This is a genomic window from Pectobacterium aroidearum (assembly GCF_015689195.1).
In the GTDB taxonomy this organism is placed as follows: Bacteria; Pseudomonadota; Gammaproteobacteria; order Enterobacterales; family Enterobacteriaceae; genus Pectobacterium; species Pectobacterium aroidearum.
The window spans coordinates 4,213,134-4,229,826 of record NZ_CP065044.1 but is presented as its reverse complement, the minus strand read 5'-3'; the positions used below and the strand labels follow the sequence as shown (position 1 = coordinate 4,229,826).

At 51.7% G+C, this 16,693-nt stretch carries 10 protein-coding genes and 1 tRNA gene; 3 read left to right on the top strand and 8 right to left on the bottom strand.

Annotation, left to right across the window (positions count from 1 at the left end; all coding sequences use genetic code 11):
- The first annotated feature begins 6 nt into the window (after window positions 1-6).
- The 3 genes from glmM (at window position 7) to I2D83_RS18820 (ending at window position 2,037) form a co-directional block, all read left to right on the top strand.
- Window positions 7-1,344 carry a phosphoglucosamine mutase gene (gene glmM, locus I2D83_RS18830; RefSeq protein WP_181829697.1) on the top strand — a complete coding sequence of 446 codons (1,338 nt, stop codon included), beginning with the start codon at window positions 7-9 and terminating at the stop codon, window positions 1,342-1,344.
- A 249-nt stretch (window positions 1,345-1,593) separates the two neighbouring features.
- Window positions 1,594-1,926, top strand: coding sequence for a preprotein translocase subunit SecG (gene secG, locus I2D83_RS18825; protein ID WP_012773272.1), 333 nt, complete (start codon window positions 1,594-1,596; stop codon window positions 1,924-1,926).
- A 24-nt stretch (window positions 1,927-1,950) separates the two neighbouring features.
- Window positions 1,951-2,037 (top strand) — tRNA-Leu (locus I2D83_RS18820).
- 60 nt (window positions 2,038-2,097) lie between these two features.
- Here I2D83_RS18820 and I2D83_RS18815 read toward each other — a convergent pair.
- The 8 genes from I2D83_RS18815 to I2D83_RS18780 form a co-directional block, all read right to left on the bottom strand.
- Window positions 2,098-3,114, bottom strand: coding sequence for an NADP-dependent oxidoreductase (locus tag I2D83_RS18815; protein ID WP_205947098.1), 1,017 nt, complete (start codon window positions 3,112-3,114; stop codon window positions 2,098-2,100).
- A gap of 52 nt (window positions 3,115-3,166) precedes the next feature.
- On the bottom strand, window positions 3,167-3,793 hold the full coding sequence (locus I2D83_RS18810; protein WP_205947097.1) for a hypothetical protein: 627 nt from the start codon (window positions 3,791-3,793) through the stop codon (window positions 3,167-3,169).
- Window positions 3,794-3,857: 64 nt separating this feature from the next.
- A complete protein-coding gene (locus I2D83_RS18805; protein WP_205947096.1) occupies window positions 3,858-7,931 on the bottom strand; it encodes a non-ribosomal peptide synthetase in 4,074 nt (1,357 codons plus the stop codon).
- 78 nt (window positions 7,932-8,009) lie between these two features.
- Entirely contained in the window at window positions 8,010-13,511 is a 5,502-nt protein-coding gene (locus tag I2D83_RS18800; protein WP_205947095.1) for a type I polyketide synthase, read from the bottom strand.
- Between the two features lie 139 nt (window positions 13,512-13,650).
- The gene (locus I2D83_RS18795) at window positions 13,651-13,923 is read right to left on the bottom strand and encodes a hypothetical protein (protein WP_012773277.1); all 273 of its coding nucleotides are present in this window, start codon (window positions 13,921-13,923) and stop codon (window positions 13,651-13,653) included.
- A gap of 99 nt (window positions 13,924-14,022) precedes the next feature.
- A complete protein-coding gene (locus tag I2D83_RS18790; RefSeq protein ID WP_012773278.1) occupies window positions 14,023-14,295 on the bottom strand; it encodes a phosphopantetheine-binding protein in 273 nt (90 codons plus the stop codon).
- A gap of 10 nt (window positions 14,296-14,305) precedes the next feature.
- A complete protein-coding gene (locus tag I2D83_RS18785; RefSeq protein WP_205947094.1) occupies window positions 14,306-15,817 on the bottom strand; it encodes an amino acid adenylation domain-containing protein in 1,512 nt (503 codons plus the stop codon).
- 102 nt (window positions 15,818-15,919) lie between these two features.
- Window positions 15,920-16,549 (bottom strand): DUF2589 domain-containing protein, encoded by a 630-nt coding sequence (locus tag I2D83_RS18780; protein ID WP_181829690.1) that lies wholly within the window; start codon window positions 16,547-16,549, stop codon window positions 15,920-15,922.
- Window positions 16,550-16,693: the final 144 nt, after the last annotated feature.

The following is a 16,693-nucleotide window of genomic DNA, read 5'->3' as shown; positions in this document are numbered from 1 at the left end:
AACGAGATGAGTAACCGCAAATATTTTGGTACCGATGGCGTACGTGGCAAGGTTGGCGATACGCCGATTACTCCTGACTTTGTGCTTAAACTGGGTTGGGCCGCTGGGAAAGTGCTTGCGCGACACGGTTCTCGTAAGATTATTATCGGCAAAGATACCCGTATTTCTGGCTATATGTTGGAGTCTGCGCTGGAAGCCGGGCTGGCTGCGGCGGGCTTATCGGCTTCTTTTACCGGCCCCATGCCTACGCCTGCGGTTGCTTATCTGACTCGCACGTTCCGCGCAGAAGCGGGGATCGTGATTTCTGCTTCTCACAACCCGTATTACGACAACGGAATTAAATTCTTCTCAATTGACGGCACCAAGTTGCCAGATGACGTAGAAGAAGCGATAGAAGCTGAACTGGAAAAACCGCTGACGTGTGTTGAGTCTGCTGAATTAGGTAAAGCCAGCCGCATTGTTGACGCTGCTGGACGCTACATCGAGTTTTGTAAGGGAACGTTCCCGAGCGAGTTGAGCCTCAATGGTTTAAAGATTGTCGTCGATTGCGCCAATGGTGCGACCTACCATATCGCTCCCAGCGTATTGCGCGAGCTTGGCGCTAAAGTGATCGCGATTGGCTGTGAACCGGATGGCATGAATATCAATGAAGAGTGCGGAGCGACCGACGTCAGGCAGTTACAAGCTCGCGTACTGGCTGAAAAAGCGGACGTGGGGCTGGCCTTTGACGGCGATGGCGATCGGCTCATCATGGTCGACCATTTGGGCAACAAAGTCGATGGTGACCAGATCCTCTATATCATCGCGCGTGAAGGCTTGCGTCAAGGACAACTGCGCGGCGGTGCGGTGGGCACGCTGATGAGTAACATGGGGCTTGAGGTTGCGTTAAAGCAGCTCGGCATCCCGTTTGCTCGCGCCAAGGTGGGCGACCGCTATGTATTAGAAATGATGCAGGCAAAAGGATGGCGCATTGGTGCAGAGAACTCCGGTCATGTGATCCTGCTGGATAAAACGACGACGGGCGACGGTGTGATTGCCGGTTTGCAAGTACTTACCGCTATAGTGAGAAACCATATGAGCCTGCATGATTTGTGCAGCGGTATGAAGCTGTTTCCACAGATCCTGGTTAACGTACGGTTTACGGGTGAAAACGATCCGCTGGAAGATAAAAAAGTGCAGCAGATTACGCAGGATGTGGAAAAAGAGTTGGCCGGACGCGGGCGGGTACTGCTGCGTAAATCCGGTACTGAACCGCTTATCCGCGTCATGGTTGAGGGTGAACATGAAGAGACGGTAATCGCGCTGGCAAACCGTATTGCCGATGCGGTGAAAGCCGCTGGTTGAGGGCTTTTTTATTCACCAATCAGGCAGATAAGGCTTTCGACAGGCATCTCGTGTCGAAAGCCGCTGTTTTTTTCTGCAATCAACCCGTGGTGGCTAAATTACCCTTGCGTACGTTACATCCTTTGGTTAGTATTCAGACCCGCTTGATAACGGATGTTCAAGACATCTGACTTGCGGAATGACACGCGGTTTACCGCCAGAATATAGCATTCTCCATAAAACATGGGGAAACGGTTAACAGGTACGACTATGTACGAAGCTCTATTAGTGATTTTCCTGTTAGTATCGATCGGGCTGGTTGCCTTGATCATGCTGCAGCAGGGTAAAGGTGCTGATATGGGAGCGTCGTTCGGAGCAGGTGCTTCTGCCACTTTGTTCGGTTCGAGCGGCTCTGGTAATTTCATGACCCGCATGACGGCGATACTGGCGACTCTGTTCTTCATTATCAGCCTCGTTCTGGGCAACCTGAGTTCGCTGCAGAAAAAAGGTGGCGCCTGGGATAACCTTAACCAGCCTGAAAAAGCTGAGCAGACGACAACGCCTGCTGCGCCTTCAACGCCGGCGAGTGACATTCCGAAGTAAGCGTTTTAAAGTAGTAATTGTGATGCCGTGGTGGTGGAATTGGTAGACACGCTACCTTGAGGTGGTAGTGCCCGATTGGGCTTACGGGTTCAAGTCCCGTCCTCGGTACCAACATAAAAAATAGACGTCAATGGACGTCTATTTTTTTGTCTTTAATTTCTGGTCTCAGCTTTACAGACGAACCAGCTGCTTGCCAAAGTGTTTGCTATCTAACAGATCGATAAAGGCTTGAGGTGCATTTTCTATTCCCTCAACAATGCTCTCCCGGTATTTTAACCGTCCTTTCTCTACGGCATCCAATAGCCAGATGTTTGCTTCCGCATAGTCTTTGAACCATTCTGTTACGAGAAAAAAACGGCTCAGCGGGGCATCGGGTAGAGAAGAGAAAAACGCGACTGTGCTGGACGCGTCAACGTCAGGATCCTGATTGTATTGTGCTGCACTGCCACAGACTGGGACTCTTGCGCCTTCGTTGAGTAGTTTGGCGACGAACAGTGAGATCCTGCCACCAACGTTTTCAAAATAGATATCAATCCCGTTAGGACAGGCAGCCCGCAAGGCTCGGTTTAGATCATCTTCTTTATAATTAATGCAGGCGTCAAAGCCTAATGTATCAACGACATAGCGACACTTCTCTTCGCTGCCAGCCAGACCGACAACCCGGCATCCAGCCTGTTTACCTAATTGACCGACGACGGATCCTACGCCCCCTGAGGCTGCTGAGACCACCAGCGTTTCTCCCGCTTTGGGTTTGGCTATTTTGTTCATGCCAAAATAAGCGGAACGTCCCGGTGTTCCGACTACGCTGAGAAAAATCGAAGGTGACAGAATCGTTGGCGGCAGGCGATGCGTAATAAAATCCTGAGGCGTGCCGACATAGTATTTCTGCCAGCCTGAGAAGGTGAACACGCAGTCTCCAACCTGAAAATGTGGATTTTTCGTCGCCACCACGTAGCCTATCGTTTCGCCTTGAATTACCTCGCCCTGTTTGATTGGGCTCACATAGGCCGTGTTCTTGTTAAGCCGTGGACGTGTATAAAGGTCAATGGATAACCATTTGTTTTCAACCAGATATTCGCCGGGCTGTAGTGCATTGATATGGCGCTTTTCAAACCTGAAATGCTCTAGCTGCGCAGGGCCATCAGGATGGTGATCCAGTACAATCAGCTTGTTTTCTAACGGATTCATAATATTCCCTATATTTATCATTCATTATGTTATGCGCTACCTGTTGAGTTGGTCAGGAAGCGTTGTCGTGTGCGTGCGAGGTCCAACGATGCTTTGGCCAGCGGAAACTGAAAATCACCAGCAGTAGCGTAAGCGGCCATCCGCTGATGAGGACAAGGGTATCCATCGGTAATCCGGGCTGGAGAGAAAGGAGGTAAATGATGATGGCTTTTACCAGGTAGACAAGAATCCAGACAAGTGATACCTCATTCCAGACTCTGACATACTGCGGTGTGCCATAAACGGGGAGCGTCTTAAGGTCCGGCGTAGCTTGTTCCGCCAAGATTTGTATGACCGGACGCCCCTTGATACTGTAAATGGAAAAAATAATAACGGTGGAAAGCGCGCCGCTGATCGATAAAAAGACGCTCTCCTGATGGATTCCAAGCAGCATTACCCCTTCGAGATAAAGGTAGTGACTAAGCCCCGAAACCAGGATGAGAGCGATGATTGGCAGATAGCCCTGCCAACGGCTGAATAATTGCAGGACACCGGAATAGATCGCGGTAATTAACAGCGCAATGCCCGCCCCCGATTGTAAGAATGCGATGTTGTAAAGAATGACCGGTATGATAATGGTCAGAAGCGCATCGCGTGATCTCAGATATCGCCAAACGGTTAACGACGGGGGATGGCCCATGTTTTCTCCTCGCTTACGTCATGAAACCGCCGTTCTGCGTTTGAAACCACAGACGGCGGATGTGTTATCGCAATACTTTCTTGAGCTGTTCGGCTATACGCGAAATATGTGGGGCGTTCATCATTGAGATATGGTCGCCAGATGTCGGCAGTACCGTCAGGCAGCCTGACGTAAGGCGACGCCACCCCAACCCGGATTCAGGCAGGCGGATGCGACCGGGCAAAATATCGTCCGCCTCGACGACCAGTACATCACCTGAGTAGGGCTCACTACGGTAAGCATCCGTTGCATAGATATGGGTTTGCAGGATATTGAGAAAATCTTGAAACGCTTTCGGTCCAATTGACTCAGGAACCAGCCCCACCCGTTTAAATTCAGTCAGAAAGCGTGCCGTGCGTTGCGCATTGCTCATGTCCGCAAGTGACTGCTCTGACAGATCGAAAGACGTGCCGGTAAACAAAGCCACTTTATGTGCAAAGTACGCCAGACGTTCAGCCTCGTTCATGTCTGCTGAACCATCGATGTTGATCTCTGGCGCAGGCTGATCCAGGACTAATACCGTGGGGGTGATGCCTTTTGCCGCGAGCTGCTGTGCCATTTCAAAGGCAATGGTCGCGCCGAGGGACCACCCGCCCAGAACCAGACGAGAGTGATGAATGATGTCGCCAGCCTGTGAGAGGTAGAATGCGGCAAGCGCTTTGATATCGGCGTTATAAGGCTGGTTAACGCTGAAGTCAGGCACCTGAATACCGTAGACCGGGTAGCTCTCGCCCAATTCACGCGCTAGCGCGGAATAGCACAGTACGTTGCCGCCTGCTGGGTGGATCAAAAGCAACGTAGGTTTATCTTCAGGCTGACCACGGTTGATGGTCACCCTTGCGGCTTGAGTCTGGGTTCCTTTTTCGTCAATCACGCGAGCCAACTGCGCAATGCTGCTGTTTTCGAACAGTTGTCCCAGAGACAGGGAGGTGCCGAAGTGCTGATTAATGTTCAGGATGAGCTTTAATGCACTGAGAGAATTCCCGCCAAGCGTGAAGAAACTCTCCTGCGTATCAATGGCATCGTTTTGTAAAATATCACGGTAAATCTCATACAGGTCGCGTTCGCGCTGATTTTCCGGGGTATGAAGCGATTCGCGCTTTTCCGCTGAGGGCAGAGGTAACGCGGCATAGTTTATCTTACCGCTGGCGGTTAATGGCATCGCCTCTAGCCATACCCAGCGTTCGGGCTGCATATAGTCTGGCAATTTCTTTTGCAGTGCTGCTTTTACCGCAGTCTGATGAGCGTCGGTAATACCGCACACATAGGCGGTTAAAACGGCTTCTCCGTGGGGGAGCGTGTTTTGTTTAATGGCCACGTGTGTCGCATTAGCGACCTGTTGTAATGCCTGTTCGATCTCTGTCAACTCAACACGGTAGCCGCGTACTTTAACCTGGCGATCCAAGCGCCCCATAAATTCAAGATTGCCGTCAGACAGGAAGCGGCCTTTGTCACCGCTGCGATAAAGCCGCTCGCCCTCAAGGTAAGGGTGGGGGATAAAGCGTGTGTGATTTTTCTCCGGCAGGCCGATGTATCCTTCCGCCACATGTGAACCACCCAGATAAATTTCACCTGGCAGACCGGCAGGAACTAACTGGTGATAAGGATCGAGCAGCAGGACATGGCTATCGGACAGGGGTTTACCGATGGGTAAGTAGTTCCCTGAGAGCGCGCTAAGATCCTCTGGCACCGGATAGGTGGTGACACCGACGGTACACTCGGTTGGACCATAATGGTTCAGGATGCGGCAAGGAAGGGGGAACTCACGTACGCGCTTGATGAGTGACAGAGGAACGCGTTCTCCGCCGATAACCAGCAACTGACGAGGTAATAACGCTTCGGCCTGTGGTGACGTCAATAACGTCGCTAAATGGGAAGGTGTGATCTTTATGCAATCTACGGGGTAGTGTGCCAGATAAGCAAACAGCTCTTGTGGCGAGCGGAGTAATTCAGTCGTGATGACATCCAATTGACCCTGATGGATCAATGCGGGGAATAACACCGTGTGTGCCAAATCGGTTGTGAAGGATGAAAACATGCCGTAGCGGGCATCGGACGACAGGTTGAGCACGGGTCGAATGGCCTGACAGTAGTGGCTTAGCTGTGAGTGTTTGACCTGAACGCCCTTGGGTTTTCCGGTACTGCCCGAGGTATAAATGATGTAAGCAGGGCCATCTGTCACGGGCTGTGGTTGTGATGGATTGTTGTCTGGCATCGTGCTGCGGTTTTGTCTTACGTAGACGCAGGGGAGCATCTCACCGGGCGCCTGTTCGTCGATGATGACACGACGGGCGGCGGAGTTTTGCAGTATGAACTCAACCTGCTGCGCAGGAAGATCCATATCGACTGGGACATAGCATCCGCCCGCTTTTAACACGGCCAGAATCGCGATGACGTAATACTCGCTTTTAGGCATAAATAACGCGACACACTCCCCATGAGCGAGCCCGTCTTTCTGTAGCTGATGAGCCAACTGGTTCGCCCGTTCATTGAGCTGAGCGTAGGTTAGTGTGCGTCCTTCACAGCGAACCGCGATAGCATTCGGCCTCTGCTGTGCCTGTTGTTCAAACTGCCGATGAACGGTTGGTGGGAGCGTGTTAGCGGTTGGACGACATTGCGCGATGGTCGCGCGGCGTTCTTCATCGCCTAACAGCGAAATATCCCGCACGGTGAGTTGCGGCTGGTTAATTAAGGTTTCAATCACCGTACGCAAGTCATTCAGCATGCGTTGGATGGTATTGCTGGAAAATAACGCGCTGCTGTAGTTCATGGTGAACAGCAAGCCGTCGTTATCCTTGTCTTCTTCTACCCATAAGTTCAGGTCCAGTTTGGCGGTGCCGTAATCCACTTTTAACGGCTTGTATTTGAACCCGCTGTTGCTGTGAAAATGAGGAAACACCTGATAAGTCAGCATTGCCTGAAATACCGGGTTGATCTGGGGATTACGCACATAGGCAATCTCATCCAGAATGTAATTGAACGGCACATCCTGATATTTCATGCTTTCTTCACATTCGACGCGCACCCCCTCAATCAGCGAAGCGATACTGGCATCAGGATCGATATCAAAACGTAATGGCAGGGTATTCATGAACAGCCCCATCATGTTTTGCGTGGCTGGTAGATTGCGGTTGGCAAATGGCGCGCCGATGATGATTTCCTGCTGCCCGCTGTATTTATGTAGCAGGAGTTGATATGCCGTGAGGATAACGTGGAATTGCGTGGCCTGATGCTGTGTGGCAGAGGTTTGCAAACGCTGGCAGAAAGAGGAATCAAAGAACTGACTTATGATGCCGCCGGCGGTGCTCATTTTGGCTGGACGGGGGTAATCTGTTGCCAGATCTAACTGCCCCGTGATGCCATCCAGCTTCTTCGCCCAGTAAGCGAGCCCGGTCTGGTATTCGCCCTCGGTATACCATCGATCTTCCGCCAGCGCGTAATCGGCGAACTGGAGCGTTTTCTCGATAGGTAATGTCCCTCCTTGCAACAGACGAAAGTAGTTTTCCATCAGCATTTTGAAGAGCACATTGACCGTCCACCCGTCGGAAATAATGTGATGGAATGTCAGAAATAGGACATAGTTGTACGGATGGGTTTTGACCATATGGAGGTAAACCAGAGGGCCATTCTCCAGATCAAAAACAATATTCCCTTTCGCTATGGCCGTCTCTGAGACGTATTTTTCAATGTCTTCTTCGCTGAATGCGGAGATATCTTCAAAGCTAAACGGAAAAGACATATCGTCGGCGATGTGTTGGCACACATCGTTATCGACCAACCGGAATGTCGTACGCAGAATGTCATGTTGTTGCATCAGATAGTCGAGCGTTTGCTGTACTCGCCGCGGCTCCATGTCGTGCTCGATTCTGCAGGCAAGCACATACGGATTGTTATAGACCTGACTATCGTCAAGGTATTGGGAGAGCATCCAGATACGCTTTTGCGCGCTGGTCATGGGGAAATGGACTCTGCCGGGGGTTGCGTGCGGAGTAATGGCTTTACCTGAGGATGTGTTGCTCGTTTTCTTCTTTTCTCTTGCCAGCTTTTTGAGTTCATCCAGGCTAAGCGAGGTCAGTTTTGCGGTGGGAAGCTGCGTCATTATCGAGTCTCATTTTGTGACATTCGGTTTTTACATTAGCGGCCGCCTTCGAGATGCATACCGAAGGCGGCCGTGCCCTTATTCCTGCAATAAGGCTTCCAGTTCGGTAAGGATCAGCGTTGCTAACCCTTGCACGGTCTGGTTTTGGTAAAACAGATCAACGCGAATATCGATTTCAAATATGCCGGAAACGGTAGAAACGACCTGTACTGCCAGCAGTGAGTTACCGCCCAGTTCAGTAAAGCTGTCATTAACGCCGATACCCGAGATCCCCAGAATGGACTGCCAGACTTTGACGATCTCTTTCTCAATGTCATTTTCTGGCGCAACGTAATCCACAGAGAGAGCGGGTCTGGCATACCCTTCCGTAGCTTCGCTATCCTGCAAGATGAATTCAGGCGTTTCCTGCTCAGGGATTGACTCATAAATGAGCTGGTCCAGATCGCTGGTGACGACGACTAACTGTTCAAATTCCAGATGTGCGAGCTGGCGCTTTATGGCATCCACCCCTTCTGGCAACAGAATGTCTTTATCTGCCAGATTCACTTTTACCGTGGCTGCCGTTGCCGCAGTGGTGTTCTCTGGCGTTGCGAGCTGATTGCCCATCGTCATCTTCATCAGCGTGTAGTTTTCCAGGACCAGCAGCGGAACGCCCGCCGGTGAAAGGAACGTGATATCCATGACGATGGCGTTGTCCTGCGGCTGATAGGCTTGCTTGAGCCTGACGTGGACGTAGCACTCTGTTTCCAGTGGAGATAGGAAGGTCATCTTGCCATAGCTAATAGGCAGGAAATTCTCCTGTGTAATCAATGACAGGCAGGATATCGCCGTGGCATCAATCAGCGCTGGATGGTACGGATAGCGGGTAAGATCGTGCGTATATTCGTTCCCCAGCACCTTGTGTATCAGCCATTCGTTATTGCCCTGAACGATCTCGCGGTGGTTGTTCCAGCGCTGGCTGAACGACAGGAAATTTTCGCCCGTGTTGGCATTGTCCAGCTCAGTGATAAACGGCGCGTAGGGCACCTGCGTGGTGCAGCGCTGTTTAATGGCGTCAATCGATTGTGGCGTGAGATCGGAAGCTGGCGCACCGTTGCCGATTCCCCCGAATGCATGCTCTTGCCATGCGAGTTCAAGCACGCCTCGGCTCTTGAGGCTGAACTTATAACCTTTGCCATCTGGCGTGATGAATAGCTTCATCTGTCGTGGCCAGGCATCGGTATAGATAACGGGCTTGGTCAGCATCAGGTTTTTGACCTGCAGGCTTTCCTGAGGTTTAAAGCACGTCATGAACTCATGCAGCAGCGATAAAATCGTCGCTCCCACCAGTGAAGGCTGCTTCGCGAGGCGGTGCTCATCGATGACCCAGTCTTGCACGGTGAGATTAACCTGATAGCTTTCCTGCATGCCTTCGCGCTCAAGGTATGTAAGCAGGTCGCCTTTGGTTTCCTCAACAGCCGCCAGCTTGCTGTTTTTCTTCTCCTGTAACTGCTTGCCCCAACGGACAGCCATGCCCACATCGCCCCATTTTCCCCAGTTCAGCGAGACAGTGCGTCCGCGGCGATGCTGGTTGCGGTAATGCGCAAAGGCATCCATAAACGCGTTACCCGAGCAGTAATCAATGCGGGCTTCGTCACCGACAATGGAGGTAATGGAAGAGAATAAAATAAAGAAGTCTGGCTGTTTGTCCTGTAGCAATTCATCCAGAATGAGCGAACCTGCGACTTTGGGATCGAGCACGTTGGCGCAATCGGCGTCATTTTTCAGCGGAATAATGCCGCCGCCAGCCACGCCTGCGGTATGGAATACTCCGTCGACCTGCGGGAACGCGGATAACATGTCACGCATACCGTGATAGTCATTCACGTCGACCTGTGCCAGATGTATCAGGTTGCCGCGGGCTTCCAGACGTAAAATGCTCGCCAGCTTTTCACTGACAGGATCGTCAACAGGATGCTGTTGGATCCAGGCTTGCCACTCTTCGCGTGGCGGTAGCGCGGCGCGGTAGGTCAGGATGAGCGTCGCATGACTTTTTTCTGACAGGTGGTTGGCAAGCAGGATCCCCAAGCCACCGAGGCCGCCTGTGATGAGGTAGACGCCGTCGTCTTTCAATTCTGCCGGTAAACCGAGATCGTCCTGCTTCAGATGGACGGCCTGATAGCTTTCTTCCCAGCGCTGGTTTCCGCGGTAAGCCACCAGATTGCCGTGTGTTGCAATATGGCTTTCTGCAATCAGGCTATGGGCAAATTCATCAAGCTGTACGGCGTTTTGTTTGAGATCGATATCTACCAGATGGCATTGCACCTCAGGGTATTCGTGATAGAACACGCGCGAAGGTCCTACCAGCAGTGCATTCTCTGGGGAAGCGATACGTTCGCCCATGACGCTGAATGTGTTGCTGGTGGCAAAAGTGATATGCAGATCGTCCAGCAAATTCTCATTCACCAGCGCCTGCTGGAGATAGAGGGCAGGATAGAATGTATTCAGCGGTGACGAGAGATAGGTGTGCTCAAGCGGCTGTACCTGTTCCTCTGCCGCCAGGTTCCACAAATACAGGATACGCGATGGACGTAGCCCTTGCTCCGTCAGACTTTTCAGTAACCGGACATAGTCGGCGCGTGAGGCAGGGTTGAGAGTGTATCGGCCTTCGGAACGTGTTTCCTGATACTGCGTTCCCGGGCTGACGAAAAAGACCTGATGCCCGTCCTTTTCCAGTATCTGCTTCGTGCGTTCGGCGATGCCCTGTGTATCCGTCAGGATCAGCCAGCAGGTGTTCTCAGCTTCAACGCGTTTGCCCGCCATGTATTTCGCTGGAATGGTTTTTTTCCAGGTCGGCATATAGAACCAGTCACCGATATCGGCCTGTTTCCGCTTCTTAGCCTTAACGGATTGTTCACTCTGCGCGTCAGGGCTGGCTGACGACAGTGCTGGCAGGGCGAAGCGTTTACGTTCAAAAGGGTAGCCCGGCAGCGGGGTTCGGCGACGGTGCTGCTCTGAATGCTGCAGATGCCAGGGAACGTCTACGCCGCTAGCCCAAAGCGCGCCAAGCGTTGAGAGGAGATGTTCGCCGGATAACGCAACGTCTTTTGCCGTGGGTAATGAGGCATAAATCAAGGCGCCGTCTTCCGCGCTGAAATGCTGCTTGGCGGACGATTCCAGTGAACGCCCCGGTCCGACTTCAAGGAATACGAAGTCATGATGCTCTTCAGCCATCAGCGTTTTGAAGGCGTGGGAGAACAGCACCGGGTTGCGTACGTGACGCACCCAGTAGTCGCTATTTTTCGCCAGTTCTTCAGTGACCCATGCGCCGTTAACGGTAGAGACAAACGGGATCTGTGGTGCATGGAGCTTGATGCTGTCGATGACCTTTTTGAAGGCGGGCAGCATGGGCTCCATCATGTGTGAGTGGAACGCGTGTGAAGTGTCGAGATGTTTACAGAAAATATTGCTGTCTTCCAACTGCTGCTGGAAACGTGCGATATCGTTTGAAGCACCGGCGATGACGCAGAGCCCAGGGTAGTTAACCGCTGCAATTTCCAGCTTGCTGCCGTGAAGTTTTGCCTTCAGGCTTTCCTCATCAAGCAGAACAGCCAGCATATCCCCTGCGGGCAATGCCTGTACCATTTTGCCCCGGAGCGCCACGGCTTTCAGCGCATCTTCCAGTGAGAATACGCCGGACAGGCAGGCTGCCACGTATTCCCCCACGCTGTGCCCAATCATGACATCTGGCTGAATGCCCCACGACATCCACAGTTTTGCCAGACTGTACTCCACCACGAACAGGGACGGTTGGGTAAACTGGGTTTCATTGATACGGGACTCAGCGATATTGTCGCTGTCCTGAAAAATAATTGACGTCAAATTGACGTCCAGAATCGGTTCCAGATAGTCACAGCATTGATCCATGCTCGCGCGGAAGACGTCGTAGGTATCGTACAGTTCACGCGCCATATTGACATACTGATTGCCCTGTCCCGGGAACATGAACACGACAGACTTTTTGCTTTTACCCTGTTGGGTCACAACCAGTGACGGCTGATCCAGTTTGGCCAGCAGGGAATCACGATCCTTCCCGATAACCGCCGTGCTGTGCGAGAACTTTTGTCTCCCAACCTGTAGGGTGTAGGCGATATCTGCCAGATTGGCGTCGTCATGCGCACTGAGGTAATCGCGCAGGCGGCGTTTCATGTCTTCCAGCGCCGTGCGGCTTTTGGCGGAGAAAGGCAAAACCAGCAGGCTGTCATTATGGGTATCGCCCGCGTTGAGCGGTGGCGCCGCTTCCAGAATGACGCAGGCATTGGTACCGCCGACGCCGAAAGAGTTTACCAGCGCGCGGTGCGGTGTCTCCGACGGTTCCAGCTCGCTGAGCTCGGTGTTCATGATGAACGGGCTGGTTTCAAACTCAATGTTAGGATTTGGTGATTCGAAATGGAGTGAGGCTGGCAGCTTGCCGGTTTCCAGCGCCAGCGAGGCTTTGATGAGGCTGGCCATGCCTGATGCCGCGTCCGTATGGCCGATGTTGGTTTTCACCGATCCCAGGCGGCAATACTGGGTTTTATCTGTATATTCCTGAAACGTTTGTGTGAGCGACGTGAATTCGATGGGGTCGCCCAATGCCGTCGCGGTGCCGTGTGCTTCAACAAAATTGATGGTAGCGGGATCAAGCTGCGCATTGGCGATGGCCTGTTTGGCAACGGCGATCTGCCCGTCGATGCTCGGCGCGGTAAAACCAGCTTTCAGGTTACCATCGTTATTCACTGCGCCGCCTTTCAGCACGGCGTAAATATGGTCGCCGTCGCGCACAGCGTCATTCAGGCGCTTCAGTAACACGACGCCAGCACCGCGGCTGAACACCGTGCCGTTGGCGCGGGAGTCAAAGGCATAGCAGCGGCCATCTGCGGATTCCATGCCGCCTTGCATATAAGGATAACCCCGGCGTTCTGGCGTATCCACGGAAACACCGCCCGCAACGATCAGATCGCTTTCCCCGTTCAACAGGCTATTCATGCCCATCACGACGGCGACCATCGCGGTTGAACAGGCGGTCTGTACGTTAACACTCGGCCCTTTGAGGTTGAGCTTATAAGAAACCCGGGTCGTTACGTAATCTTTATCATTGTTGGTGACGACCGATGCGCCGCTGGCATACTTCTGTACTTCAGGATGGGCATTCACTTTACTCAAATGCCAGGCGGTTCCTGTTCCGCCGAAGATGCCAACTTTGCCGGGATAGGTGGCAGGTACATAGCCTGCGTCTTCAAATGCGTGCCAGCAGCATTCCAAAAAGACACGATGCTGTGGGTCCATAATTTCGGCATCGCGCGGCGTAATATCAAAGAAATTAGCGTCAAAGTGCTGTGCGTTGCCCAAAATTCCCCGACGGCGAATATAGTTGGGCGAGGCGATCATCTCTTCTTCAATGCCTGACTCCCTCAGTTCTTCTTCACTGAATGTGCTGATCGTCTCCACGCCGTCCAACAGGTTTTGCCAAAATATCGCGGTATCTTCCGCACCGGGAAAGCGGGCCGACATTCCTACAATAGCAATATCCTTATCGCGGAACTGTTCTTGCTGTTTCATTTCATTACCTCACCGTGAATATATTCGCCTCCTTTCACGGCGCAGGCCGTTAACCTTCTCTCGCTAAATATTCTTCAGAGAAAGAGAGGTCGACGTCCTACGCCGTGAATATAGAAGGGACAGCTAAATTAAACGTTAATTACTTTTTGCTACCTGCGACGCCAGCAGTAACCCGGCTGATGAGGCTTTGCAGGTTGGATGCCGACGGGTGTTGCAATGATGCTTTGATTGAAACAGGAATGGCTGGAATAGATTTAGTCCCCCAATATTTTTTGGCATAAGGAAGGATTTTCTGGCCAATCGCATAGTAGTGCGCGGGCTTGGATGAATTTTGGTGACTCAGGACAAATTTAATTGCCGAAGCCACTTTTGCTTTTACTGCCGAGGAAACGTTCAGTTGATTTGCAGACATGGTATTACCACCTATTATCAGTGAAATAAGGATGATGAAATGCATTACCCATTACAGGGCGGTTATTCCCCTGGAGTATCAATACGCTTTTCGGCGTAATTACTTCTTGCTGCTTGATTTCCCAGCGTGTATTTCGCTAATACGTTTGCTTAGCATCTGTACCGTCGGGTATTGGAATAAATCAACAATAGAGATAGGTGACTCTATTTTGTTTTTTATTTCGCGATAAACCTTGGACATCAGCAGGGAATTTCCTCCTGCATCGAAGAAATTCTCTTGAATGGAGACCTTCGGATTATTGAGTACGGTCCGCCAGATAGAAATAATGTTTTTTTCTATCTCGGAAGGTAATATTGCTTTGTCATTTGACATTTTTTCACCATTAGTTATTTACATAGGAACACAGCTTGGATTTATCTATTTTTCCATTAGGATGCGTAGGCATTTTCTCCAACGCAACGAAATGAGAAGGCACCATGAAAAAAGGCAGCGTCTTGGCAAGGTGCGCTTTTATTTCCTGAATATCGATGTGCTGTTGATGCCGTAATACATAAAACGCGGAGAGTGATGGCGCCGCGTTTTCCGGGCGCGTTTCGAGAATAACGGCGGCGTGATTAATCTGGGGCAACGCCTGCAAATGCGTTTCTATTTCTGCCAGCTCAATACGGTGTCCTCGCAATTTAACCTGACTGTCTATGCGGCCAATGAATTCCAGCACGCCATCGGCGCGCTGCTTAACCCAGTCACCGGTTTTATACATTTTCTGCCCAGACGGGTGACTAAACGGGTCATCGATAAATCGCTCCTGTGTCAGCTTTTCTGCATGCAGGTAGCCTTTGGCCAGAACATCTCCTGCCAGATAGAGTTCGCCGCTTTCCCCTGGATTGACAGGCTGTTGCGCCTCATTCAGTACATAAGCGATGGCGTGCGGGATTGGCCTGCCAATCGGGGCGATGTTTTCCTCTGCCCCCGGCTGGCAGTGCCAGTGGCAGGCAAATATCGTGGCCTCGGTCGGGCCATAGAGATTGTGGATTTTCCCTGGATATTGCAGGGAAAGATCGTTAACCAGCGTTTGATCGAGCGCCTCGCCGCCAGAAAAGATATGGCATAGGGATGTGCAGCGAGATAGCACATGCGCATCAACAATGACGCGCAGTGCCGTCGGTACGAACTGCGCAACCGTGACCTGATGGCGGCACATAAATTCTGCCAGCAACAGCGGATCGTACTTAGCGTCCTCGGTGATGACCGCACAACTGGCACCAGCGATCAGTGGCCAGAAAATCTCCCACACCGAGACGTCAAAACTGAATGTGGATTGATTAAGGACAACGTCTTCGTGACGAAGTCCGAAGGCGTTTTGCATCCACACCAGGTAATTGATCACCGTTCGATGGCTGACCATCACGCCCTTTGGCGTTCCGGTAGAACCTGAGGTGTACATCACATAACACAGGTCTTCCTCACTGACGGTGGGAAGCGCTGGAGTAGCCTGCGTGCTCAGATCGAGCTGATTGAGGTCAACGATCTCACGGTGGCCCGGCGCCAGCTTAAGCGCGTGTTCATCGTCAGTGATCACCAGACGTGCGTTGGCATGATTGACCATATAATCCAGACGCTCATGTGGATAGTACGGATCAAGTGGTAAATAACAGGCACCGGTTTTCAATACGCCGAGCAGGCTGACGATCAGATTCGGGCTTTTATTCAAATAAATACCGACAACATCCTTTGGCTTTACGCCCCGCTGCAACAGCGCGCTCGCCATGGCGTTCGCACGTTGCTCCAATTGCCGATAGGTCAATGTTTCGGTATCGCTTCTCAGGGCGATGGCGTCCGGCGTCTGATGCCACTGCTGTTCAAATAAGGTATGGAGCACTTTTGCCGATGCCATGGTCTGATCCTCTGGTGATGCCAGGGAGTCACGCCGGGCATCCTTTTACGCGTTATGCAGGTACGGCACACATGTGCTATGCCGCTGAATAATGTTCTTTGGTTATGATGACGCTTCTTGCTGCTCCGCAGACGCAGGTGGGGCGGCGTTTTCCGCTGCCGGTGACGTGCTTTCCCCATTCGGAATACTGGGCCTGATTGCGGCATCGGTCAGAAAATCAATGACGCGCATCAGTGCTTCAGGCGCAGGTTGACGTTTTACCTGCGTGTGAATGCTGTATTTGGCACGTGTGTCTGTAGCCCGGGTTTGCGCCGACTTGTGTGATACCCGGCCGGCCATTTTGACCTTGAAGGCTCCCCATCCCAGTGAAGCCGCCAGATTGCCGTCTTCTCCGGTGTCATCGGATGAAGATTCACTCTGCGTTACCTCAAGCTCGAAATCGATTGTCCCTTCTTCAATAGAGATAATCGGATGGGTAATGGCGGCAATGAGCGGTATGCGCATCGTTTTTGTCACTGCGCCTTTTGCGACTCCGCTTTCATCAATAAGCGTTTCGTCGTAATCGAATTGGATAGCGACCGCTTTATTATTTTGAATGCATACCGATAATAAAAAATCCGTATAGGCTTTGCTGGCTTGAACCTGTGCGTTAATCATTGCCTGTAAAGGCCCGCTAATCATATTTTCCAGCGGTAACGCATTAATAACCGAACCGATAAATTGTGAATCCATCGGAGCCTCCAATTATCTGCTAATAGGGTGTGATGCACTGTCAATAAAAAATAGCAAAGGGAAGGGAAAAGAATACCCGTCAGGGTACGGGGGGACTTTCGCATTCTGGCATAGTCCCTTTGGTATATAGGCAATAATGTCTTT